At 58.7% G+C, this 21,746-nt stretch carries 22 protein-coding genes; 14 read left to right on the forward strand and 8 right to left on the reverse strand.

Annotation, left to right across the window (positions count from 1 at the left end; all coding sequences use genetic code 11):
- Entirely contained in the window at nucleotides 1–2,160 is a 2,160-nt protein-coding gene (selD, locus tag GS611_RS07055) for a selenide, water dikinase SelD (protein WP_171633671.1), read from the forward strand.
- On the opposite strand, the gene mnmH is transcribed toward selD, so the two are convergent.
- Both mnmH and GS611_RS07065 read right to left on the reverse strand, forming a co-directional pair.
- Nucleotides 2,151–3,203, reverse strand: coding sequence for a tRNA 2-selenouridine(34) synthase MnmH (mnmH, locus tag GS611_RS07060; RefSeq protein WP_171633674.1), 1,053 nt, complete (start codon nucleotides 3,201–3,203; stop codon nucleotides 2,151–2,153). The two genes, selD and mnmH, sit on opposite strands and share 10 nt — an antisense overlap.
- Before the next feature lie 47 nt (nucleotides 3,204–3,250).
- Nucleotides 3,251–3,916, reverse strand: coding sequence for an SOS response-associated peptidase (locus GS611_RS07065; protein WP_171633676.1), 666 nt, complete (start codon nucleotides 3,914–3,916; stop codon nucleotides 3,251–3,253).
- Between the two features lie 94 nt (nucleotides 3,917–4,010).
- Between GS611_RS07065 and GS611_RS07070 the strand changes: the two genes are divergently transcribed.
- Nucleotides 4,011–5,624, forward strand: a complete 1,614-nt coding sequence (locus tag GS611_RS07070) for a tetratricopeptide repeat-containing sulfotransferase family protein (RefSeq protein ID WP_171633679.1) — start codon at nucleotides 4,011–4,013, stop codon at nucleotides 5,622–5,624.
- 58 nt (nucleotides 5,625–5,682) lie between these two features.
- Here GS611_RS07070 and GS611_RS07075 read toward each other — a convergent pair whose 3' ends face one another.
- Nucleotides 5,683–7,260 carry a bifunctional UDP-sugar hydrolase/5'-nucleotidase gene (locus tag GS611_RS07075; RefSeq protein ID WP_171633681.1) on the reverse strand — a complete coding sequence of 526 codons (1,578 nt, stop codon included), beginning with the start codon at nucleotides 7,258–7,260 and terminating at the stop codon, nucleotides 5,683–5,685.
- Between the two features lie 107 nt (nucleotides 7,261–7,367).
- Here GS611_RS07075 and GS611_RS07080 point away from each other — a divergent pair, with 107 nt between their 5' ends.
- Genes GS611_RS07080 through arsC form a run of 4 tightly spaced genes read left to right on the forward strand, consistent with a single transcriptional unit; the run spans nucleotide 7,368 to nucleotide 9,527 of the window.
- Nucleotides 7,368–7,706, forward strand: coding sequence for a DUF952 domain-containing protein (locus GS611_RS07080; RefSeq protein ID WP_171633684.1), 339 nt, complete (start codon nucleotides 7,368–7,370; stop codon nucleotides 7,704–7,706).
- Nucleotides 7,703–8,134 carry a DUF1330 domain-containing protein gene (locus GS611_RS07085; protein ID WP_171633687.1) on the forward strand — a complete coding sequence of 144 codons (432 nt, stop codon included), beginning with the start codon at nucleotides 7,703–7,705 and terminating at the stop codon, nucleotides 8,132–8,134. Before GS611_RS07080 ends, GS611_RS07085 begins: the two co-directional genes overlap by 4 nt.
- Nucleotides 8,131–9,189 (forward strand): quinone-dependent dihydroorotate dehydrogenase, encoded by a 1,059-nt coding sequence (locus GS611_RS07090; protein WP_171633689.1) that lies wholly within the window; start codon nucleotides 8,131–8,133, stop codon nucleotides 9,187–9,189. The genes GS611_RS07085 and GS611_RS07090 overlap by 4 nt, the downstream gene beginning before the upstream one ends.
- Complete coding sequence (gene arsC, locus GS611_RS07095; RefSeq protein WP_171633692.1) at nucleotides 9,186–9,527, forward strand: arsenate reductase (glutaredoxin); 342 nt, start codon at nucleotides 9,186–9,188, stop codon at nucleotides 9,525–9,527. The genes GS611_RS07090 and arsC overlap by 4 nt, the downstream gene beginning before the upstream one ends.
- On the opposite strand, the gene GS611_RS07100 is transcribed toward arsC, so the two are convergent.
- Genes GS611_RS07100 through GS611_RS07110 form a run of 3 tightly spaced genes read right to left on the reverse strand, consistent with a single transcriptional unit; the run spans nucleotide 9,524 to nucleotide 11,782 of the window.
- Complete coding sequence (locus tag GS611_RS07100; protein WP_171633694.1) at nucleotides 9,524–10,840, reverse strand: MATE family efflux transporter; 1,317 nt, start codon at nucleotides 10,838–10,840, stop codon at nucleotides 9,524–9,526. The genes arsC and GS611_RS07100 overlap by 4 nt on opposite strands.
- 2 nt (nucleotides 10,841–10,842) lie before the next feature.
- A complete protein-coding gene (locus GS611_RS07105; RefSeq protein WP_152457427.1) occupies nucleotides 10,843–11,361 on the reverse strand; it encodes a PaaI family thioesterase in 519 nt (172 codons plus the stop codon).
- A 1-nt stretch (nucleotide 11,362) separates the two neighbouring features.
- Nucleotides 11,363–11,782: a PaaI family thioesterase gene (locus tag GS611_RS07110; protein WP_152457426.1), complete on the reverse strand. Its 420-nt coding sequence runs from the start codon at nucleotides 11,780–11,782 to the stop codon at nucleotides 11,363–11,365.
- Between the two features lie 115 nt (nucleotides 11,783–11,897).
- On the opposite strand from GS611_RS07110, the gene GS611_RS07115 reads away from it, so the two are divergent.
- From GS611_RS07115 to GS611_RS07150, 8 genes are all read left to right on the forward strand, one after another.
- Nucleotides 11,898–12,266 carry a MerR family DNA-binding transcriptional regulator gene (locus GS611_RS07115; protein ID WP_152457425.1) on the forward strand — a complete coding sequence of 123 codons (369 nt, stop codon included), beginning with the start codon at nucleotides 11,898–11,900 and terminating at the stop codon, nucleotides 12,264–12,266.
- Between the two features lie 267 nt (nucleotides 12,267–12,533).
- Nucleotides 12,534–12,935 (forward strand): MerR family DNA-binding transcriptional regulator, encoded by a 402-nt coding sequence (locus GS611_RS07120; RefSeq protein WP_152457424.1) that lies wholly within the window; start codon nucleotides 12,534–12,536, stop codon nucleotides 12,933–12,935.
- Nucleotides 12,936–12,977: 42 nt separating this feature from the next.
- Nucleotides 12,978–14,759, forward strand: a complete 1,782-nt coding sequence (locus GS611_RS07125) for an acyl-CoA dehydrogenase C-terminal domain-containing protein (protein ID WP_171633697.1) — start codon at nucleotides 12,978–12,980, stop codon at nucleotides 14,757–14,759.
- A gap of 53 nt (nucleotides 14,760–14,812) precedes the next feature.
- Nucleotides 14,813–15,025: a hypothetical protein gene (locus GS611_RS07130; protein ID WP_152457422.1), complete on the forward strand. Its 213-nt coding sequence runs from the start codon at nucleotides 14,813–14,815 to the stop codon at nucleotides 15,023–15,025.
- Between the two features lie 60 nt (nucleotides 15,026–15,085).
- Complete coding sequence (locus GS611_RS07135) at nucleotides 15,086–15,724, forward strand: glutathione S-transferase family protein (RefSeq protein ID WP_171633700.1); 639 nt, start codon at nucleotides 15,086–15,088, stop codon at nucleotides 15,722–15,724.
- Between the two features lie 11 nt (nucleotides 15,725–15,735).
- Nucleotides 15,736–16,947 carry an acetyl-CoA C-acetyltransferase gene (locus GS611_RS07140; protein WP_171633703.1) on the forward strand — a complete coding sequence of 404 codons (1,212 nt, stop codon included), beginning with the start codon at nucleotides 15,736–15,738 and terminating at the stop codon, nucleotides 16,945–16,947.
- Nucleotides 16,947–17,435 (forward strand): cupin domain-containing protein, encoded by a 489-nt coding sequence (locus GS611_RS07145; protein WP_171633706.1) that lies wholly within the window; start codon nucleotides 16,947–16,949, stop codon nucleotides 17,433–17,435. Before GS611_RS07140 ends, GS611_RS07145 begins: the two co-directional genes overlap by 1 nt.
- On the forward strand, nucleotides 17,428–19,629 hold the full coding sequence (locus GS611_RS07150; RefSeq protein ID WP_171633708.1) for a 3-hydroxyacyl-CoA dehydrogenase NAD-binding domain-containing protein: 2,202 nt from the start codon (nucleotides 17,428–17,430) through the stop codon (nucleotides 19,627–19,629). Before GS611_RS07145 ends, GS611_RS07150 begins: the two co-directional genes overlap by 8 nt.
- A 56-nt stretch (nucleotides 19,630–19,685) precedes the next feature.
- On the opposite strand, the gene GS611_RS07155 is transcribed toward GS611_RS07150, so the two are convergent.
- Both GS611_RS07155 and GS611_RS07160 read right to left on the reverse strand, forming a co-directional pair.
- Nucleotides 19,686–20,459 (reverse strand): Hint domain-containing protein, encoded by a 774-nt coding sequence (locus GS611_RS07155; RefSeq protein WP_348539514.1) that lies wholly within the window; start codon nucleotides 20,457–20,459, stop codon nucleotides 19,686–19,688.
- 282 nt (nucleotides 20,460–20,741) lie between these two features.
- Nucleotides 20,742–21,677 carry a DMT family transporter gene (locus GS611_RS07160; RefSeq protein ID WP_171633713.1) on the reverse strand — a complete coding sequence of 312 codons (936 nt, stop codon included), beginning with the start codon at nucleotides 21,675–21,677 and terminating at the stop codon, nucleotides 20,742–20,744.
- Nucleotides 21,678–21,746: the final 69 nt, after the last annotated feature.

Consider the following 21,746-nt stretch of genomic DNA (forward strand, 5'->3'; position numbering starts at 1 on the left):
ATGCATATTCCTCCGCTGCCCCTGACCCGCGATCTGGTTCTTGTTGGCGGAGGCCACACCCACGCGCTGCTGCTGCGCAAATGGGGGATGGACCCGTTGCCCGGGGCGCGTGTGACCGTGATAAACCCCGGCCCGACGGCCCCGTATTCCGGAATGCTGCCAGGCTATGTCGCCGGGCACTATGACCGGTGGCGGCTGGACATCGATCTGGTCATACTGGCCCGCTTCGCAGGCGCACGCGTCATTCTGGGCGCGGTCGATGGAATCGATACCGAACGTCAGGAAATCCATGTTCCCGGGCGTCCTCCGGTGGGTTTCGATGTGGCATCGATCAATGTTGGGATCACTTCGGACATGCCCGCAATGCCCGGCTTTGCGGAACATGCTGTACCGGCCAAACCACTTGGACCATTCGCGGCAGAATGGGCTGCTTATCTGGCGGGCAACGGCCCTGCCTCGGTCGTCGTGATCGGCGGTGGAATCGCCGGGGTTGAACTGGTCATGGCGATGGCTCATGCGCTCAGGGCCAAGGGTCGGTCAGCGCAGGTTACGCTGATCGACAATGCCATTGCCTTGACGGCCACCAAACCCAAAGCGGCAGAGACGATCCGCCGTGCGATGCAGGATCTTGGTGTAGAGGTGATCGAAAACGCCGCGATCAGCCGGATCGCTTCGGATCACGTCGCTTTGCAGGACGGGCGCAAAATCCCGGCCGGTTTCGTGACAGGTGCGGCCGGAGCCCGCCCCTATGGCTGGATCGAAAAGACCGGGCTGGACCTTGAGGATGGCTTCATCCGGGTAAACAGCTACCTGCAATCCAGCGATCCCGTGGTTTTTGCCGCCGGTGATTGCGCCTATCTTACGGACAATCCCAGACCCAAAGCCGGTGTTTATGCAGTGCGCGAAGCACCGGTTCTGTTCGACAATCTGCGCGCGGCGTTGGGGGCTGGACGGATGCGCAAGTACGTCCCGCAGAAAGATTACCTGAAGCTGATTTCGCTGGGCGGCAAATCAGCGCTGGGCGAGCGGTTGGGGTTGTCCCACAGCGGAGCGATGATGTGGAAATGGAAGAACCACATCGACCAGACTTTCATGAACAAGTTCCGGGACCTGCCGCAGATGAAGCCCCCCGCGCTGCCGCGCGCACATGCCGCCGGGCTTGTCGAGGCGCTAGGCGAAAAACCGATGTGTGGCGGATGCGGTGCAAAGGTCGGGCGCGGAGCATTGCAGGTGGCGCTGAAATCGCAGCCCGATCCCGTTCGCCCGGATATCATCCCCCTGCCCGGCGACGACGCGGCTCTGCTTCAGACGGGCGGGGTTCGGCAGGTCATGACATCAGATCACCTGCGGGCTTTTACCAATGATCCCGCACTTATGGCGCGCATCGCCGCTGTACATGCCCTGGGGGATGTGTGGGCCATGGGGGCCGCACCTCAGGCGGCCACGGCAACGATCATCCTTCCGCGCATGTCTGCTGCCCTGCAACGCCGTACCATGTCGGAAATCATGTCGATCGCAGGAGACGTCATGCGGGACGCCGGTGCCGATATCGCGGGCGGGCACAGTTCCATGGGTGACGAGATGACAATCGGATTCACACTGACCGGCCTGTGCGACGGCGACCCGATAACACTGGCCGGCGGGCAACCGGGCGACTGTCTAATCCTGACCAAACCCATAGGAAGCGGCGTTCTTATGGCGGCCGAGATGGCAGGCCAGGCCAATGGTGCCTGGGTCGCCGCAGCCTACCGGCACATGGCGCAGCCGCAGGGAAAGGCGGCCCGCATATTGGCCGGGGCCCATGCGATGACCGACGTGACCGGGTTTGGTCTGGCCGGACATCTGCAAGGTATCTGCGACGCTTCCGGATGCGGGGCCACGATGGATCTGGATGCCGTGGAGTTGATGGATGGCGCGCAGGAACTGACGGACCGGGGTGTTCGATCAACCCTTTTTGCAGACAACCGGGCAATAGCACCTGCCCTGCCCCCCGAGGGCAAAGCCGCCCTGATATTCGACCCGCAGACAGCGGGCGGCCTGCTGGCCGCAGTGGCGGCAAAGGATGCCGATACCGTCCTGGAAGACCTCAGGAACGCCGGATATCCGGCCATGGCAATCGGCGAGCTCACCGATGCACCGGGACTGCGCCTTCAGGACTGATCCAGCAGGGTTTCGATCCGGGTGGCCGCCTCGCTCAGGCCGGCATCGTTAAAAAGGGCGATCTCAATATCGGCCAGAACCTTGACGGAACGGGATCGCCGCGCGTTTGCGTATGCCGGGTCGTAATGCTGCTCCATCAGGGCCTGGGTCAGCACCTGTTTTTGACCTGCTTCGATCAGCTGCATCCAACCATCCACGACCTCGTGCCCGCGATGAAAGCGCAGCGGCGACAACCGGTCCCGCAAACGGTCGCCGTCAGACAGGATGTCGTCGTAGGCCTGAACGAGATAGGCGGCGCGCGCCTCGAGCGGAGCCGTGATGTTCACCCGTGGGGCTGAACACAAAGCGTTCCACAGGCTGGGCGGCAATATCAGGCTGCCGATCTTGGACGATTCCGCTTCGATAACGACCGGGCGCGCCGTATCCATCGCACAAAGCGCCCCTGCCAGGGCCGATTCAAAAGCTTTCTGGCTGGGCTGGCCGCCCGGCCTTTCCCCCAGCAGGGAACCCCGGTGATTGGCCAGTGCTTCGAGGTCAAGAACCTGCACTCCGCGTGACTGCAAAAGTGCCAGCAATTCTGTCTTGGCCGTTCCGGTATAGCCATCCAGCGCCACCAACCGATGGGGCAACGGATCATCGTACAAATAAGCATTCACCAGCCTGCGGTAGGTGCGATAGCCGCCCTCGATTACATCCGCGCGCCAGCCGATTTGTTGCAGCATCCATGTGAACGACCCGGAACGCTGTCCGCCGCGCCAGCAATAGACCAGAGGGCGCCAGCTTCCTTCGTGGTGGCTTAGATGTTGCTCGATGTGGTTGGCCGCATTGCGGAACACCAGAGCGGCCCCGAGTTTACGCGCCAGAAACGGGCTCTCCTGTACATACATGCTCCCGACACGGGCGCGTTCCTCGTTGTTCAGAACCGGCAGGTTGATCGCGCCTGGCAGATGATCTTCAGCGAACTCTGCCGGGCTGCGCACATCGATGACCGTGTCAAAACCATGCGCATAAAGCTGTGTCAGATCAGAAAAGGTCAGGGCCATGCCGAAGGTCTAGCTTGCCGCGTTTGCAAAGAAAAGGCCGCACGCCCTCACTCGTGCAAAGGCTTGATCAGATCAGGTCCGCTGGCCCGGTTCGAGTTCACGACCGGATCAACGCGATGAAACGTCAGCACATCCTCTGCCCCCGGCTGCATCAGACGAGCAGCGCCCTTTCCCGCTTCTCCCAACCACAATGACCAATGCTCGGGTTCGAGGATCAGGGGCATCCGGTGATGGATGGTGCCAAGGTTTTCGTTGGCCGCCGTCGTCACGATGGCACAGGTGCTCTGACGGTTTTCATCCACCCCCCAGTCCTGCCAGATCCCCGCAAAGGCAATGGGGGCGCCGTCCCTGCGATGGATGTACCAGGGCAAGCGCTTTCCCTCGTCCGTCTTGGTCCATTCGTAGAACCCTGTTGCGACAATCAGACAGCGACGCGACCGGCAGGCATCACGAAAGGCAGGCTTTTCCGCCAAAGTCTCGGCACGGGCGTTGATCAGCAAAGGCCCGGCGGTTTCCGTCTTGTACCAATGTGGCAAGAACCCCCAGCGCAGCGCATCCAGACGCCGACCTGAGTCACCACCCCGAACAACATGCACCTGATTTGTCGGACAAACATTGAAGTTCGGCACGGTTGGCAATGCGTTCGCCGGGCGCGCGGAAAACAGCTGCGCCATCGCGTCATTGGGAAGAGTTATTGCAAACCGTCCGCACATGGGTAATGAACCACCGATGCTACATTGATACTGGCACAGGATCTTACGGGGTCATACGGAAAACCAAATAACGCAATCCCTCAAGAGCAAAGCAATGGCCCTTTTGGATGCGGGCAAGCTGCCACAGGCGCTGAAAAAGGCCCAGCTGGGTATCAAGAAATTCCCAAAGGACGCTGACTACCAAGCCATCGCCGGTTTCGTTTTGACCGAAATGAAGCAGTACAGGAAATCCATTCCGCATTTCATTGAAGCCTCGCGGATGAAGCCCGATGATCCACAATTTGCCGAGAATCTGGCTAACGCCTTGATGCAAACAGGGCAAATTGTGCAGGCATTGACCTACGCAAAGAAAAAGATTGAACGATTTCCAAACAATCGGGAACTCACCAGAGTCATCGACGAAATTCAGCGCCAAGGGGAAAACTGGCGATCCATCATCCAGTTCACAACACACAAACTGGCGTCAGATCCGGACAACGCGGAATTGCTTTCAAAGCGTGCCCGCGCCTTCCAAAGCATCGGTTTTGTCGAAGAAAGCACGCGGGATATCCAACGCGCGTACGAGTTGGCACCAAAGAACACAACGATTGCATTGCAAACGGCCATCAATCTGCATCAGGCCGGTGACAGAGCCCAAGCGATCAAAGTTCTGCAAAACATACTGGAAACCGATCCCCACAACCCGAATGCCCTGTTGCAATCCGCAATATTGACCGCACCGGAAAACGTGCCGCAGATGATCCCTGCGTTGAACGAGGCCATCGCTCAGACAGATCAACCATTGCAAGAGCTCGAGTTTGCCAAAGCACATCTGATCGAAAAAAGCGAAGGCTTGGCCAAGGCGTTGCCGCAATTTGCAAAGGCAAACGCAATCCAACAGAGTATTCTGCCCTACGACCCCGAAATCGAAGAGAACAAAATATCCGATATTCTGAACCTGTTCCCTGAAGGGTCGCCTGGGGTCAGTGCAGAGCAAAACAGTATGCCGGTACCAATTTTTGTTATCGGTCAGCCGCGATCCGGAACCACTTTGATGGAGATGATGCTGAGCTCTGCGCCCGGTATCGCCGGTTGCGGCGAGCTAATGCTGATGACCGACCTTTCCGCCAAGTTTTATTCGTCTGGCACGTCGCTCGATTCAGAAGCCGCGAAGGCGATTGCCCAAAGCTACCTGGACCAGATGCCTGGGATTCCGGCGGATTCAATCGCCTTTGTCGACAAGATGCCGCACAACTATCAAAATGTCGGCTTCATTCTTGCAGCCTTCCCGAATGCCCGGATCATCAACATGTTGCGGGATCCACGCGATGTCGGTTTGTCAAAATGGATCCAGCGGTTCCTAGCAGATGGCATGAACGACACATCCAACCTTGAAGCGATCGCGCATACCGCAAATCTGTATCGCCGTTACATGTCTCATTGGGATAAGCTGTTCGGAAACCGCATTCTGACAATGCCCTATGAAGAACTGGTGGCGGACCCCCTGACCCACAGCCAGCGCGTTGCCGAGTTTTGCGGTATTGAGTGGTGCCAATCCATGGTACATCCCGAAAAGAACACCAGACAGGTGCGAACGGCCAGCGTGGATCAGGTGCGCAACAAGATCTCGACCAAGTCAATCGGACGCTGGCGCGAGGTCGCGGATCAGATCAAACCGATGCTGGATGGCTTTGACCCGGAACTTTGGCCGGAATACGATTTCAGTTGACCCGCAATAAAAGAAAAGCCGCATCATGGTGACGCGGCTTTTCTTTTCAAAAACAGTGTCACTTCTGCTGGATGCGTCCGTCGACATAAGGCTGGTACGGCGCGTTTTCGGCCAGATATTCCGCGGTTACATCCGCAAGATCCGGACCGAAGTCATAGGCGTTCTTGTCGTCGCCCTCGAACATTGAATACCCATCGCCGCCATTGCGGACGTAGTTGTTGGTTACGGCCAGGTAGGTTTTGTTCGGGTCGATCGGAACGAACCCATCACCCTCGGCGACCATCACATCAATGATACGCCCTTCGTTCGGCGCTACGCTGGGATCCCAGGTAAAGCGCAGGCCTGCCACTTGCGGGAACCGGCCCTTGACCTCTTCCACCTGGCTTACGCCGTTTTCCAGCGCGTCAATAACGGTCTGCCCGGTGATCTCAAAAGTGGACAGCGTGTTCTGGAACGGCAGCACGGTCAGCACTTCGCCCATGGTCACGTCTCCGGGGTCGATAGACGCCCGCAAACCACCCGAGTTCGCGATGGCAATCTGAACGCCCTGATCGGCAACCCGCGCCAGCATCGCATCGGCAACAAGATTGCCCATCTGGCATTCCTGTACGCGACATACAGAGCGATCCCCCTCGATGGCCTCGGCCGCGCTGGCGACAACCTTGTTTCGGATTTCATCCAGAGGCTGAGCAAGTTCCGCGATCCGATCCAATGCGGCCTGATCCTCGGTCACGGTGTTGTCCATGATCAAGGGTTCACCAACCGCTTCGACCACATTGCCGTCATCATCAAACGTGACGTTCAGTTCGCCCAGAAACTTGCCGTAGGCATAGGCTTGAACGATCTGCACACCGTTGACCACCGTCGGATAAGGGCCCACGGCCTTGTCCGATGCATTCGAAAGATAGGTGTTCGAATGGCCGCCAACGATCACGTCGACGCCGCTTGTCTCAGCCGCGACACGCTGATCGACGCCATAGCCCGAATGGCTGAGTACGATGATCTTGTTGACGCCTTCGCCCGTCAGCTTGTCGACCTCGGCCTGAACCGCGGGCACCGGGTCTGAAAAGGTCACGTTGGGACCGGGCGACGCAAGTTCATGCGTATCGATCGGCGTCAGCCCGATCAGGCCAATCTTTTCGCCCCCCACCTCGATCACGGTGGATTTCTTGATGTGGTCAGTCAGAAGTTCTTCGTCGCGAACATCGGCATTGGACATCAGGACCGGGAAATCAACCGAGTCGATAAAGCCACGCAACACTTCCGGGCCGTCGTCAAACTCGTGATTGCCCACGGTCATGGCATCATAGCCCAGCTTGTTCATGAACTCGGCAGCAACCTTGCCCTTGTAGTACGTGTAGAAAAGAGACCCCTGAAACTGATCGCCGCCATCCACCAAAATCGAATTGTCGGCACGTTCACGTGCGTCTTTCACGGCTGTGACCAGGCGCGCCGATCCACCAAAGCACTTCCCTTCGGCATTGTCTTCCGCATCGCATCCGCTGTCGTATTTGTTGATCGGCTCGAAACGAGCATGAAAATCGTTGGTGTGCAAAATTGTCAACTTGTAGTCGGCTGCCGCAACTCCGGCGGTCAGGCTCAGAACCGCGACTGAAGTCAAAATTCGGGTCTGCATTATGGTACTCCCAGTTATTATTTGTGGTGATCGTGCGCGCATGACGGCAGAGAGTCAAAGAAGAAATCCGACTTGATTCCATCTTCCGCGCGGGGCATCAGGTCCGTATGCTGATTTACAAGATTTTCCGAGCCGAAGAGTGGGCCACCTTGCAGAACCAGGGTGCCTCGGACGGTGCTCCGATCGACGTCGCTGACGGGTTTGTCCACTTTTCCACCGCTGAACAAGCCGCTGAAACAGCAGCCAAACATTTTGCCGGTGTCGATGGTCTGGTTTTGCTGGCCTGTGACGCAGATGCGATGGGCGACGACCTGAAATGGGAGGTCTCGCGCGGCGGTGCCCTGTTCCCGCATCTCTATCGCCAGATCCGGATGAGCGATGTTGTCTGGTCACGCCCTCTGCCGTTTGACGGCACCGCGCACCAGTTCCCAAAGGATATGTCATGACATCCTATATTGACCCGGACCGCGACCAGTTCGAGGCCTTCAAGGCATTGGATCGGGACAAGCCGATCGAAATGCTCAACCTGGTGAACTTTCGGGCCAAGGCGCAGTACCCACCCGCGCATGAACTGGCGGATGCAGACCTGACCGGAGCGCAAGCCTATCAGAACTACGGGGCTGAAACCGCTGCGATCATTGAACGTATCGGGGCGCGCATTCTCTGGCGTGGGGTGTTTGAATCAACCCTGATTGGCCCGGCGGACGAGGTGTGGGATGCCGTTTTCATTGCCCGCTATCCGACGGTACATGCATTTTTGGAAATGGTCACCGACCCGGCCTATCAGGCGGCGGTGATCCACCGTCAGGCGGCGGTGGAAACGTCGCGCCTGATCCGATGCGGTTCTGGTGAAGCCGGGGCGACATTCGGATGAAACTGATAGAAAAACTGGGCCTTGCCGCCCTGCACCGCATGGACCCCGAGACCGCCCACGGGATGTCGATCAGGGCGTTGAAGTCAGGGCTTGCTCCTGCACCCGGGCCGGTAACGACGCCGCGCCTGAAAACGGTCGTTGCCGGGCTGACCTTGCCGAACCCGGTTGGGCTGGCCGCCGGGTTCGACAAGAATGGTGAGGTTTTGGCCCCGCTGTCCCGCGCCGGGTTCGGTTTTGTCGAGGTCGGGGCGGTCACGCCGCGCCCGCAACCGGGAAACCCCAAACCCCGCCTGTTTCGCCTGACCGAGGACAAGGCAGCCATCAACCGCTTTGGCTTCAACAATGAAGGCATGGAGGTGATGGCCAAACGGCTGGCAGACCGCCCCAAAGACGCGGTCATCGGCCTGAATCTGGGGGCCAACAAGGACAGCGAAGACCGTGCCGGCGATTTTGTCAAAGTGCTGGCCCATTGTGCCGAACACCTGGATTTTGCAACCGTCAACGTATCATCCCCGAATACGGAGAAGCTGCGGGATTTGCAGGGCAAAGCCGCTCTCACCGCGTTGTTGAGCGGTGTGATCGAGACACGTGACGCGCTGCCGCGCCCGCTGCCGATCTTCCTGAAAATCGCTCCGGATCTCACCGAGGCGGAATTGCAGGACATTGCCGAGGTCGCACGCGAAACCGGGGTGGACGCTGTGATCGCCACCAATACCACCTTGTCCCGCGACGGGTTGCGCAGCGCGCAGAAAGACGAACGTGGTGGTTTGTCGGGCGCCCCGCTGTTTGAAAAGTCGACCCGCGTACTGGCTCGGCTGAGCAAACTGACTGACGGGGATATCCCCCTGATCGGCGTGGGCGGCATCAGCACTGCCGAGCAAGCCTATGCCAAGATCTGTGCCGGGGCATCGGCCGTGCAGTTCTATACCGCAATGGTGTATGGCGGCATTTCCCTGGCGGCCGACATCGCCAAAGGGCTGGATGACTTGCTGGCGCGTGACGGTTTTGACACCGTATCCCAAGCCGTCGGCAGCAAACGAGAGGATTGGCTGTGATCGAATACTGGCACAACCCCCGCTGTTCCAAATCCCGCGCCGGTCTGGCGCTTTTGGAAGAAAACGGTGCACAGGTCTGCGTTCGAAAGTACCTGGAAGACGCGCCGTCAATCGACGAGTTGCGCGCTGCACAATCCGCCCTTGGGCTGTCGCCGATCGAAATGATGCGCACAGGAGAAAAACGGTTCAAGGAACTGGGTCTGGCCAAAACCTCGCCCGACGAAGATCTGATCCGTGCCATGGCCGAAGACCCGATCCTGATCGAGCGCCCTCTTGCAATTGCCGGAGACAAAGCCGCCATCGGGCGTCCGCCGGAAAACCTGTTGACGTTGCTCTAGGCCACCTGGGCCTCAAGCTTGGGATAGCGCCAGCCCATCGTCACACCACGCGCGATATTGAGAACCATCAGCGCAGCCCACAGGCCGTGGTTGCCGAAGACAGGCACCAGCATGAACAAAGCGACCACATAGATCGCCACCGACTGAATCATCGCGTTTCGCATGGCGCGGGTCCAGGTGGCGCCGATGTAGATACCGTCGAACATCCAGCTTGCCACCCCGATCACCGGGGCGATCGCGGCCCAGAACATGTATTCGCGCCCGGCTTCACGCACCTGTGGTGAAGTTGACATCAGGTCGATCAGTGCCGGTCCGGCAACGAAGAAAACCGCCGCCAGTAACAGCGCCCCCCCGACACCCCATTGCGAGGCCATGACAGAGGCGCGACGCACCTGATACCTGTCTCTGGCACCGACTGCGCCTCCGACCAGCGCTTCGGCGGAAAAGGCAAACCCATCAAGCGCAAAGGCGGTGATTTCAAGAAATTGCAGCAAAACTTGATTGGCCGCCAGATTCACGTCACCCAGATCCGAGCCGACAAAAAGGAATGTCGTGAACGATCCGGTCAACAGAACCGATCGCAGCATGATATCACCGTTGACCTGCAACATACGCCGCAGCCGGGCGGCATCGAAAACCCGAGCCCAATCGCGCCAGATTCCATCTGCGAACCCATCCCGGCAAAGCCACAACCCCAAAGCCAATCCGGTCCATTCTGCAATCAGGGTGGCAATGGCAACCCCCTCGACCCCCCAGCCAAGGCCCAAAACGAACCACAGGTCTAGACCGATATTCAACCCGTTCATCCAGACCTGAAGGATGAACACGCCGCGCGTACGTTCGACGGCGATCAGCCAGCCGGTAACGGCATATAACGCGATGGTGGCGGGCGCCCCCCAGATGCGGATTTCCAGATAGGATCGGGTCAGAGCTTCAACTTCGGGGCTTGCCGGGGAAAGCGCGAACGCACCCGCAAACACGGCCACCTGCGCAAGGATAAAGAACAGCCCTGCCGCGCCTCCCAGGATCAGGCCGCGCATCAGCAGCGCCCGGGTTTCGACGGTATCGCCTGCTCCGCGTGCCTGCGCCGCCATCCCGGTCGTGCCCATCCGCAGGAAACCGAAGATCCAATAGACTGTGGACAGGATCACAGCCCCGATGCCGACCGCCCCGATCGGGGCCGCCTCGCCCATCTGACCGACAACGCCCGTATCCACCGCACCCAGTATCGGCACGGTGGCATTCGACAGAACTATGGGCACCGCGATCTTCAGCACCCGCCTGTGCGTGATGGGCGCCGAGGTGTCCTGCACGGTCAGCTCTTATCTCTGGGAGGTTGCGGCATCAGGAAATGTCCGGAAGCCTGCGCAAACAGTTTCGCATGGTTATCCTGCCAGGCTTCGACCCGGACCGAGGCATACCGCCGCCCGGATCTGCTGATGAAGGCCCGTGCATATGCGTCCCGTGGAAGGCCCGAGCGCAGATAGTCGACGGTAAAGTCGATGGTCTTGGGAAAGCGGATATTCGGGTCGGTCACAATCGCCTCTCCGTCGATCTCGCCACTTTCGATACGTGGGAACATATGTTCCCAACTGAGGGTGATGACAGCGGTCACTTCGAGGAATGCCGCGGTTACACCGCCGTGAATCGCAGGCAGAAACGGGTTGCCGATCAACTTGTCGTCGAAGTTCAGAACACCGGTCAGTTCGTCCCCGCGCCGGTCGAAGCTGATATTGAGAAAGCGGATATACGGGACGCCGTCAACCAGCGCTCGCAACGCTGCATCGCGTCGCTGCTTGACCACCTGCATTGGTTCGGGACGAGGTCTTGCCATGTTATTTCCCCTCAACCGTAAAGGACCCCGAGGCCGTGGCCACCGGCAGGTCTTTGTCATGGTCCATAGCCGTCGCTCGAACAAACGCCACGTTCCGCGTGATGTGATAGCAGACGGCGTGCGCAGTCACCGTCTGACCCGGTGTCGCCGCGCGCATGTAGTCAATGCGCAGATCGATCGTGGCTGTCCCGCCTGGGGCCGACGGGTGGCTCATCACGGCAGCACCGCAGCACGTGTCCAGAATTGTGGAAATCGCCCCACCGTGAATTACCCCTGTGCGCGGATCACCGATCAGATCCTCATTGTAGGGCAACGTGATCTCTGCCTCGCCCTCGCCGATCTGCGTGAGCTTGAGGTTCAATGCCCGTGCATGGGGGATCGCCTCGATAAACTGGCGGGCTAAAACTGTCTTGTCGACCATTGGTTTGCGTCCTGTTCTCTGCCCGTCCTTTATGAGCCGCTGTTTCCGCAAAGGGCAAGCCCACCTGTTGCGCTTGGGATCGGGACCGCCTAGGTTGCTGACAAGGAGATCGGGAATGTCCAACAACCGTTTGTCATTCAAAGAGATGTGCGCCGAGTTCGACGTAACCCCGCGCACTCTGCGCTATTACGAATACATCGAACTTTTGCAACCGGACCGTGAAGGTCGGTCCCGGTTTTACGGCCCGCGCGAATGCGCGCGGATGAAGCTGATCATGCGCGGCCGCAAGTTCGGATTTCCTCTGGAAGAGATCCGCCAATGGCTTTTGATCTACGAAGATCAGGGCAATGAGGCGCAAATGGCCACCTTCGTCGAGATGGCGGATCGCCAGATGAACGAGCTTCAGCAGCAGCGCCAGCAACTGGACGAAGCCATGGACGAGCTCAAGCGTCTGCGCGACCAGACGGCCAAGTCCTTGGGATAGCCGCCCCCAATCCGAAAATTCGAATTGATCACCCTGAATCTGCGCAAGCAGATGCGCGGTGTTTCCGCAATTGCGACAGCTTTGGCGGGAAATTCCGCATGACGCTACGGAAAGAAAATTGCGTCAGACCGTGCTTACGTGACCGGATGTTACGTCAACTTTGAAATGACGTAGCGTCTGGATTACGTAAACGTCACTCTCGTGTTGTAAAGCGCGTACCAACTGCGCAACTCATATCTCATGACGCCAGTGACGAGAGTATGACGAATGACCGAAGATGTGATGACCATCCGTGAGATGTGCGAGACCTATGATGTCACGCCACGCACCTTGCGGTTCTATGAGGCCAAGGAACTTCTGTTCCCGATCCGTGAAGGCCAGAAACGTCTGTTCACCAAGCGTGATCGGGCGCGGCTCAAACTGATCCTGCGCGGCAAACGATTTGGGTTCAGCCTGGAAGAAATTCGGCAATTGCTGGATTTGTACCATGTCGGCGACCAGCAGGTCACACAGATGACCCGCACCTATGAAATCGCGTGCGAGCGTCTGGAGGACATGGAAGCGCGCCGCGAAGAGCTGACGCAGGCCATCGACGATCTGAAAGAGCAGTTGCGCTGGGGCGAGAAAGTCATCGCCTCGATGAAACAGGAAAAGAAGGCAGCCGAGTAACCTCGACCTGTCATCCGGACATATGAATTAAGGGAGCTTCACATGCCCGTTTACAACGCGCCAACCAAAGACATGCAGTTCATCCTGCACGACGTACTGAATGTCTCGCAGTCGGACATACCCGGCTATAACGAACTGGAAGCCGAGTTTACCGGCGCGGTTCTGGAAGAAGCTGGCAAAGTTGCCACCAATGTTCTGCATCCGCTGAACGTGGTTGGCGACACCGAAGGGTGCCGGTTGGAAAACGGTATTGTGTACACCCCGACCGGGTTCAAGGAAGCCTTCGAGCAGATGAAGGAAGGCGGCTGGACTGGCCTCGACATGCCGGAAGAGTATGGCGGCCAAAACATGCCCTATGTGCTGGGCACTGCTGTGGGTGAGATGTTCTCGGGCTCTAACCAGGCCTTCACCATGTACCAGGGCCTGACGCACGGCGCGGCCTCGGCGATTCTGGCGCACGGAACGGACGAGCAGAAGAACAAGTACCTGCCCAAAATGGTCAGCTGTGAATGGACCGGTACCATGAACCTGACTGAACCGCATTGCGGCACCGATCTGGGCCTGATGCGCACCAAAGCGGAACCGCAGGGCAACGGCAGCTACAAAATCTCGGGCCAGAAGATCTTTATCTCGGCTGGCGATCACGACATGGCCGACAACATCATCCATCTGGTGTTGGCGAAGATTCCGGGCGGCCCCGAGGGTATCAAAGGCGTATCGCTGTTCATCGTCCCCAAGTTCATCGTCAACGAAGACGGCTCTTTGGGCGAACGCAACGGCGTCTCGGTCGGCAAGATCGAAGAGAAAATGGGCATCCACGGTAACTCGACCTGCGTCATGAACTATGACGAAGCCACCGGCTGGCTGCTGGGCGAAGAGCACAAGGGCATGCGCGCCATGTTCACCATGATGAACGAAGCGCGTCTGGGTGTGGGTATGCAGGGCCTGTCGCAGGCCGAAGCGGCGTACCAGAACGCTCTGGAATATGCCAAGGATCGTTTGCAGGGGCGCGATGTAACCGGTGTAAAGAACCCCGATGGCCCGGCTGATCCGCTGATCGTTCACCCTGACATCCGTCGCAATCTGATGGATCAGAAAAGCTTCACCGAAGGCGCACGCGCGTTCATCCTTTGGGGCGCGACCATGATCGACAAGGCGCACCGGTCGGGTGACAAGGATGCGGACGGGCTGATCTCGCTGCTGACCCCGGTCATCAAGGGCTTCCTGACGGATGAAGGTTACGACATGACCGTTCAGGCGCAGCAAGTCTATGGCGGGCACGGCTACATCGAGGAATGGGGCATGTCGCAATATACCCGCGATGCGCGGATCGCCATGATCTATGAAGGCGCCAACGGCGTACAGGCGTTGGACCTTGTTGGCCGCAAACTGGCGCAGGATGGCGGTAAGCACGTCATGGCCTTCTTCGACATGGTCAAAACCTTCTGCAAGGAAAACTCAGGCCAGAACGAGGCTTATGACAAAGCCTTCATCGAACCGCTGAAGGCTGCGTCCAAGGATCTGCAGGCGGCTGGTATGTATTTCATGCAGGAAGGCATGAAAAATCCGAACAACGCGCTGTCCGGTTCCTATGACTTCATGCACATGTTTGGCCATGTCTGCCTGGGCCTGATGTGGGCCCGTATGGCCAAGGCCGCACAAGAAGCGCTGGACAGTGGCACGTCGGACAAAGAGTTCTACGAGACCAAGATCGACACCGGCCGCTTCTACATGGCCCGCCGTCTGCCCGCCACGGCGTTGCATCTGTCGCGCATTCAAACTGGCGCAGATACGGTCATGGCGCTGGAGGCTGCAAACTTCTGATCTTTCTCCGGTTCTGGGGGCCCGCCCCGGAGCCGGTTTTCGGAGGAGATACAATGCCAAAACGATTTCGCCTGACCCGCCGATTCCCGGTCGCCATGACCGAGGACGGCTATCGAAAGCTCAGGGCTTTTGCCCGTGAGGCAGGATTAGATGAAGGCGAAGCGCTGTCTTTTCTGTTCGAAAATTTCAACAGCGTCATTGATGAAGACAACCTTACCCATCGATTGCGTCTTTTCAATTCCGAGTTGGAGGCGCGCAAGCGCTAGGCACCAGAACCGCCAAGCTAGGATGAAAGATGCACTAAACGCCACGGGAGGGGCGATTGCATGACCATAAAACTGCACTGCTTCGGAGAAAGCGGCAATTCCTACAAGGCCGCTCTGGCGCTGGAAATGTCTGGCCTCGATTGGGAACCGGTCTTTGTCGATTTCTTCAACGGCGTCACCCGAAGCCCCGAGTTCCGTTCGGAAATCAACGTGATGGGCGAAGCGCCCTTCATGGTCGATGACGATTTCCAAACCTCCCAATCCGGTGCCATTCAGGCCTATGTGACTGAAAAATCAGGCAAGTTCGGAGGCAAAAACCGGGAAGAGAACTATGACATCCTGCGCTGGGTGCTGTGGGACAATCACAAGCTTAGCTCGATGGTGGGCCTGACCCGGTTCCTGATCAACTTTCTGCCCGAACAGCATCGCAACCCGGATGTGATCGCCTTCAACCAGGGCCGCCTGAAGGCCGCTTATCAGGTGCTGAACGCGCATCTGGAAGGCCGTGACTGGATCGTCGGCGACGGCGTGACCAACGCCGATCTCAGCTGCTGCGGCTATCTGTATTACCCCGAACCATTCGGCTTTGACCGTGCCGACTGGCCCAACATCGACGCCTGGCTGACTCGCCTGTCCGAACAGCCCGGCTGGAAACACCCCTATGACCTGATGCCCGGCAACCCGTCGGATCGAGCTTGAGGAGAAGACCCATGACCGAAGCTTATATTTATGACGCCCTGCGCACCCCGCGCGGCAAGGGCCGCAAGGATGGCAGCCTGCACGAGGTGACCTCGGTACGCCTGTCCGCCCTGACCCTGAACGCGATGAAGGAACGCAACAACCTGGAAGGCCACGCCGTCGAAGACGTGATCTGGGGCAACGTCACGCAAGTGATGGAGCAAGGCGGCTGTCTGGCACGTTCGGCGGTTCTGGCCTCGGATCTGGACCAGTCGATCCCCGGCCTGGCGATCAACCGCTTCTGCGCGAGCGGGATGGAAGCCGTGAACCTGGCCGCAAACCAGGTCAAGGGCGGCGCGGGCGACGCTTATATCGCCGGTGGCGTCGAGATGATGGGCCGTGTTCCCATGGGCAGCGACGGGGCGGCGATTGCCGTTGACCCCTCTCTGGCGATGGAGACCTACTTTGTGCCGCAGGGCATCTCGGCCGACATCATTGCCACAGAGTACGGGTTCAGCCGCGATGACGCAGACGCTCTGGCGGTTGAATCGCAAAAGCGCGCGGCCGAAGCTTGGGCCGACAACCGGTTCGAAAAGTCGATCATCACGGTCAAAGACCAGAACGGCCTGCCCATTCTGGACCGCGACGAATACATGCGCCCGGGCACCGACATGCAAAGCCTTGGCGCGCTGAACCCGTCCTTCCAGATGATGGGCGAGCAGATGCCCGGCTTCGACAAGGTGGCGATGCTGAAATACCCACATCTTGAGCGGATCAATCACATCCACCATGCGGGCAACAGCTCGGGCATCGTGGATGGGGCTGCGGCCGTGCTGATCGGCAACAAGGAATTCGGCGAGAAATACGGCCTGAAACCGCGCGCCCGCATCAAGGCCACCGCCAAAATCGGTACCGACCCGACCATCATGCTGACCGGCCCAGTTCCAGTGACCGAGAAAATTCTGGCCGACAACGGCATGAAGATCAGCGATCTGGACCTGTTCGAAGTGAACGAAGCCTTCGCCTCGGTCGTACTGCGGTTCCAACAGGCGTTTGATGTCGACCCGGCGTTGGTGAACGTCAACGGCGGGTCAATCGCGATGGGTCACCCGCTGGGCGCAACCGGTGCGATCATCATCGGCACCTTGCTGGATGAACTGGAGCGTCAGGACAAGGAAACCGGTCTGGCCACGCTTTGCATTGCGTCCGGCATGGGTGCGGCAACGATTATCGAGCGGGTCTGATGCCCAAGCTGGATCTCTCTCAGATCCCGTTCAAGAGGGGCTCGTCCTATCCGGGCAAGCTGGCCGAGGCGACCGCTGGTCGTTTCGTGCAGCGCGTCGGGGATGCGGGCGGGTTGACCCAATACGGGGTCAACATCGTGCGGCTGGAGCCTCAGGGCCTCTCGTCGCTGCGCCACTACCATATGGAGCAGGACGAGTTTGCCATCATGCTCAGCGGCAAATGCGTGCTGATCGATGACGATGGTGAGCATGAGATGCTGCCCGGTGACTGCGCCGCTTGGCCCGCTGGTGAGGCCAATGGCCACCACCTTGTGAACAAGACCGATGCGCCCGCGACCTTTCTGGTGGTGGGTACACGGACCCCGACCGAGACTGGCTATTACAGCGACATAGACATGATGGTGAAGGATGATGAAAACGGATTCTCTTTCACCCGGAAAGACGGCAGCCCGCTGACGGCTGACCAGATTGGAGATGACAATGACTGATTTCACTCTGACCAAAGACGCGGACGGCGTCGCCTTTGTGACCTGGGACGCCCAGGGAAAATCCATGAACGTGCTGACCCGCGAGGCTTTTCAAGAAGTCAGCCAACTGATTGATCAGGCCCTGAGCGACGACGAGATCAAAGGTATTGTCATTACCTCGGGCAAGGAAGGCTCGTTTGCCGGCGGAATGGACCTGAACACATTGGCCACTATCCGTCAGGAAGCGGGGGACGAACCTGCGCAGGCGTTGTTTGATTTCGTCATGGGCGGGCATCACATCCTGCGCAAACTGGAATTGGCGGGCATGGACCCCAAGACCAAGAAAGGTGGCAAGCCCATCGCCTGCGCGATCAACGGAACCTGCGCCGGGATCGGGACCGAGATCGCACTGGCATGTCATCACCGCGTCATGACCAGCAATCCAAAGTCCAAGATCGGGCTGCCCGAAATCCTGCTGGGCATCTTCCCCGGCGGCGGCGGCACCATCCGTTACAGCCGCATGGTGGGCGCCATGGCGGCGGCCCCGGTGCTGCTTGAGGGCAAGATGATGGACCCGGCCAAGGCCAAGGGCGCGCAGTTGATCGACGCAGTTGCCGACGATCCGGTTGCCGCTGCCAAGGAATGGGTTCTGAATGCCAAGGACGCCGACCTGGTGAAACCCTGGGACGCGAAGGGATACAAGATGCCCGGTGGTGCGCCCTACCATCCTGCCGGTTTCATGACCTTCGTGGGCGCGAGCGCCATGGTTCATGGGAAAACGCAAGGCGCCTTCCCCGCGGCCAAAGCCCTTCTGAGCGCAATCTATGAAGGCGCGCTGGTCGACTTTGACACCGCTTTGAAAATTGAAGCCCGCTGGTTCACCAACGTTCTGATGAACCCGTCCTCGTCGGCGATGATCCGGTCACTGTTCCTCAACAAGGAAGCGCTTGAAAAAGGCGCGGTCCGTCCGAAAGGTGTGCCCGATCAGCGTGTTAAGAAGATCGGCGTTCTGGGCGCTGGGATGATGGGGGCCGGTATCGCGCTGGTTTCGGCCCAAGCTGGCATGGAAGTCGTTCTGGTCGACCGCGATCAAGAGGCGGCCGACAAAGGCAAAGCTTACACCGAAACCTATCTGGACAAGGGTATCAAGCGCGGCAAGGTCACGGCCGAAAAGAAAGAGGCCATGCTGGCCCGCATCACGTCGACACCGGATCTGGACCATCTGAATGGGTGTGACCTGATCATCGAAGCCGTGTTTGAAGACATGGGCGTAAAGGCCGAGATGACCAAAAAGGTCGAGGCAATCATCCCCGAGGACTGCATCTTTGCCTCGAACACCTCGACCCTGCCGATCACCGATCTGGCCAAGGCAAGCGTGCGTCCCGACCAATTCATCGGCATCCACTTCTTCTCACCGGTCGAGAAGATGTTGCTGGTCGAGATCATAAAGGGCAAGGAAACTGGTGATCGCGCCGTTGCCAAGGCGCTAGACTACGTGCGCCAGATCCGCAAGACGCCGATCGTGGTCAACGATGCGCGCTTCTTCTACGCCAATCGCTGCATCATTCCGTACATCAACGAAGGCGCACGGATGATCACCGAAGGCGTGAGCCCCGTGCTGATCGACAACGCTGCGCGTCAGTTGGGCTTTCCGGTTGGTCCGATCCAACTGACCGATGAAACCTCGATTGATCTGGGGGCCAAGATCGCTCGGGCGACCAAGGCAGCCATGGGCAATGCCTATCCGGAAAGCCCCTCGGACGATCTGATCTTCTGGATGGAAGAACAGGGCCGCCTGGGCCGCAAGGCGAATGCCGGTTTCTTCGACTATGACGAGAAGGGCAAGCGCGTCGAATACTGGAAGGGCCTGCAAGACAAGTATCCGCTTGCCGATGACCAGCCTGACCTGATCGAAGTGCAGGAACGTTTGATGTTTGCTCAGGTTCTGGAAGCTGTCCGCGCGCTGGAAGAGGGTGTTCTGGAAGACATCCGTGAAGGCGACGTGGGCGCCATTCTGGGCTGGGGCTTTGCGCCGTGGTCCGGTGGTCCGCTCAGCTGGCTCGACATAATCGGTACGCCCTACGCAGCCGAAAGATGTGATCAGCTGGCCGAGAAATATGGCGAACGCTTTGCCTGCCCGCCGCTGCTGCGTGAGATGGCAGAAAAGGGTCAAACCTTCTACGGGCGTTTCAACCCCGAAGCAAAGGCTGCCTGAATCAGTGACGCAGGCGCGTGAGATCACGCGCCTGCATCGTTTTTGTCAGTGTTTGGTTAGATCTGCCATTCGGGCCGCAGAAACAGCACCGGCGCGTTTGGACGCCCCGGTCGACCCGGCCGCCTGACCCCAGAGGGCGGACGGATCGGAAATATCGGTTCCTGCGGAATGGGTGCAGGCAGGGCACCCAATGGGTTGGCAAGGGCTGACATATCTCCCCTGCTTGCAATCAGGTTGACCAGCTTTGGGCCGGTCTCTTCATCGGCGACATCGTAACCAGCCCCGCTGACCCTGCCGCGCATGTTAAACAGACCGGAAGGGCAGTAAGCTTGCAGGCCGCCCTCGATAAAGATCACCTGATCTTCGTCGAAAAACAGGGAACGGACCTCGAACGACGATCCCGGTGCCTGCGACATAAGCCGACCCACGCCATTCAGCAGTCTTGCGGATACGACGGAACATCCGCTGACATTGGCATCAAACTGCGACAGGTTCAGAGCGATGCCCTGCTCGGGCATCAGCCAAACGGGGCGCCCGTTATACGCGGCGCGTGCCGGCACGAAAACCGGCAAATACTCGGAACGGCGCTCTTCAGCAGGAATGACCACGACGCTGGTCGAGATGCGGCGCACCTCTTTGAACCCGTGATCCAGAGTTCGGACGAGATCGCCGACTGCAATGCGCTCAACCGGTTTCCATCCGCTGGTTGTCGCAACCTTCGTGTCGCTCAAAAAACCACCACGGCGCGCGTTCACGGCATGGTTCAAACTGGTTGGATCAGTGTCGGACGACTGATCAAGATAAACAGAAATACTCGTAACTTCAGACACGTGCCTAACCCCCTTTGGCACAAACTCACTATGCCAAACAGCTAACATCAAAAATCGGGGCTGTCTTATTTCAGACATATTTTTGCCCATTTTGGGCCGTCACAGCGCATTTCCGGGGCGATTTGGTAAACACTTGCAAGACATAGACAGGCTTTTGTGCAATTTCCGAAACGGTCAGCATGAATGGATCTTACGAATCCATTTGCACCTGTTCCGTTGAAATGAACCTGCTTGTTGAGGTTGCAGCGTGCAAAAAACGTTGGCAGAGCGCTATTGTACGTGTCAGGCAAAATCTTGCTGGGTGGATGACCGCCTGGCCCGCCAGCCCAGCAAAACCCCTGCCGTCGCGATCAGGACAATCCCGGACACTTGCATCAAATCGAGGGTCTGACCCAGTGCGACGAATGCAAAGAGCGGCCCGAAAATCATCACCGAGTACTCGAACACGGCCACGTAAGAGGTCTCGCCTACCTGATAGGCTTTGATGAGCATGAAGACCGCAATCGTCGACCCGACCGCCTGAATAACAATCCATTGCAGCGCGGGCCCCACTTCCCAGACCCAACCCCGTGTAACAAAGCCGTCCGGCCCGTCCAGCGTGGCAACGGGTGCAAGCGTGAACAAGGCGGCGCCCACGGCCCCCGACAGCCCAAGGGTAATGACCATCGCAGCCAGCATCGCAACCGTGCTTTCACGCGCGCAATATGTCCGCGTCATGATCGAACTCAAGGCATAGAAAAAACCTGCCGCAACTGGAAAAACCGAACGCATGTCAAATTCGACAGGGTTTGGCTGCAAAACCAGAAGAGTGCCCGAAAAACCGACCAACACAGCCAGAATGCGCCACGGCCCGATCTTTTGCCCAAGCGCAATGGACGAAATCAACAGCACGAAAATCGGCGAGGTGAACAACCCTGCCAGAGCTTGCGCAATCGGCATCATCGACAGCGATGCAAAATAGAAAAACATGGCCGTCGTAATCAGAAGACTACGTAAGATGACCGCCCTCCACCGTTGCGGCCTCAGCCCGCCCAGCCCCAATAGGGACAGCCCGACAATCAGCGGCAGCATCAGCAATGCCCGCATAAAATGGAACTGCCACAGCCCGACCGTCTCGGCCAGCAGGATCACAACATTGTCGATCACGCCGATAATTGCCATAGCTGCTACCATAAGGGCTGAAGCCAGCACCGGAGAGGTGGTCGTATCTGCCTGCATGTTCGCGCCCTTGTTGCAATCAAAGATCGGCGATCTTTTTCCTGACGGGTATCCAGCACAAATCGGAAT

Source organism: Ruegeria sp. HKCCD6119 (assembly GCF_013110585.1).
Lineage (GTDB): Bacteria > Pseudomonadota > Alphaproteobacteria > Rhodobacterales > Rhodobacteraceae > Ruegeria.

Coding starts and splice junctions, on each gene's coding strand:
- GS611_RS07145 (WP_171633706.1), top strand. CDS start 16,947: ATGCCCAAGCTGGATCTCTCTCAGATCCCGTTCAAGAGGGGCTCGTCC.
- mnmH (WP_171633674.1), bottom strand. CDS start 3,203: ATGGCCCTGACCTTTTCTGATCTGACACAGCTTTATGCGCATGGTTTT.
- GS611_RS07130 (WP_152457422.1), top strand. CDS start 14,813: ATGCCAAAACGATTTCGCCTGACCCGCCGATTCCCGGTCGCCATGACC.
- GS611_RS07110 (WP_152457426.1), bottom strand. CDS start 11,782: ATGGTCGACAAGACAGTTTTAGCCCGCCAGTTTATCGAGGCGATCCCC.
- GS611_RS07065 (WP_171633676.1), bottom strand. CDS start 3,916: ATGTGCGGACGGTTTGCAATAACTCTTCCCAATGACGCGATGGCGCAG.
- GS611_RS07115 (WP_152457425.1), top strand. CDS start 11,898: ATGTCCAACAACCGTTTGTCATTCAAAGAGATGTGCGCCGAGTTCGAC.
- GS611_RS07085 (WP_171633687.1), top strand. CDS start 7,703: ATGACATCCTATATTGACCCGGACCGCGACCAGTTCGAGGCCTTCAAG.
- GS611_RS07160 (WP_171633713.1), bottom strand. CDS start 21,677: ATGCAGGCAGATACGACCACCTCTCCGGTGCTGGCTTCAGCCCTTATG.
- GS611_RS07135 (WP_171633700.1), top strand. CDS start 15,086: ATGACCATAAAACTGCACTGCTTCGGAGAAAGCGGCAATTCCTACAAG.
- GS611_RS07080 (WP_171633684.1), top strand. CDS start 7,368: ATGCTGATTTACAAGATTTTCCGAGCCGAAGAGTGGGCCACCTTGCAG.
- GS611_RS07075 (WP_171633681.1), bottom strand. CDS start 7,260: ATGCAGACCCGAATTTTGACTTCAGTCGCGGTTCTGAGCCTGACCGCC.
- GS611_RS07090 (WP_171633689.1), top strand. CDS start 8,131: ATGAAACTGATAGAAAAACTGGGCCTTGCCGCCCTGCACCGCATGGAC.
- GS611_RS07125 (WP_171633697.1), top strand. CDS start 12,978: ATGCCCGTTTACAACGCGCCAACCAAAGACATGCAGTTCATCCTGCAC.
- GS611_RS07120 (WP_152457424.1), top strand. CDS start 12,534: ATGACCGAAGATGTGATGACCATCCGTGAGATGTGCGAGACCTATGAT.
- GS611_RS07140 (WP_171633703.1), top strand. CDS start 15,736: ATGACCGAAGCTTATATTTATGACGCCCTGCGCACCCCGCGCGGCAAG.
- GS611_RS07150 (WP_171633708.1), top strand. CDS start 17,428: ATGACTGATTTCACTCTGACCAAAGACGCGGACGGCGTCGCCTTTGTG.
- GS611_RS07070 (WP_171633679.1), top strand. CDS start 4,011: ATGGCCCTTTTGGATGCGGGCAAGCTGCCACAGGCGCTGAAAAAGGCC.
- selD (WP_171633671.1), top strand. CDS start 1: ATGCATATTCCTCCGCTGCCCCTGACCCGCGATCTGGTTCTTGTTGGC.
- GS611_RS07105 (WP_152457427.1), bottom strand. CDS start 11,361: ATGGCAAGACCTCGTCCCGAACCAATGCAGGTGGTCAAGCAGCGACGC.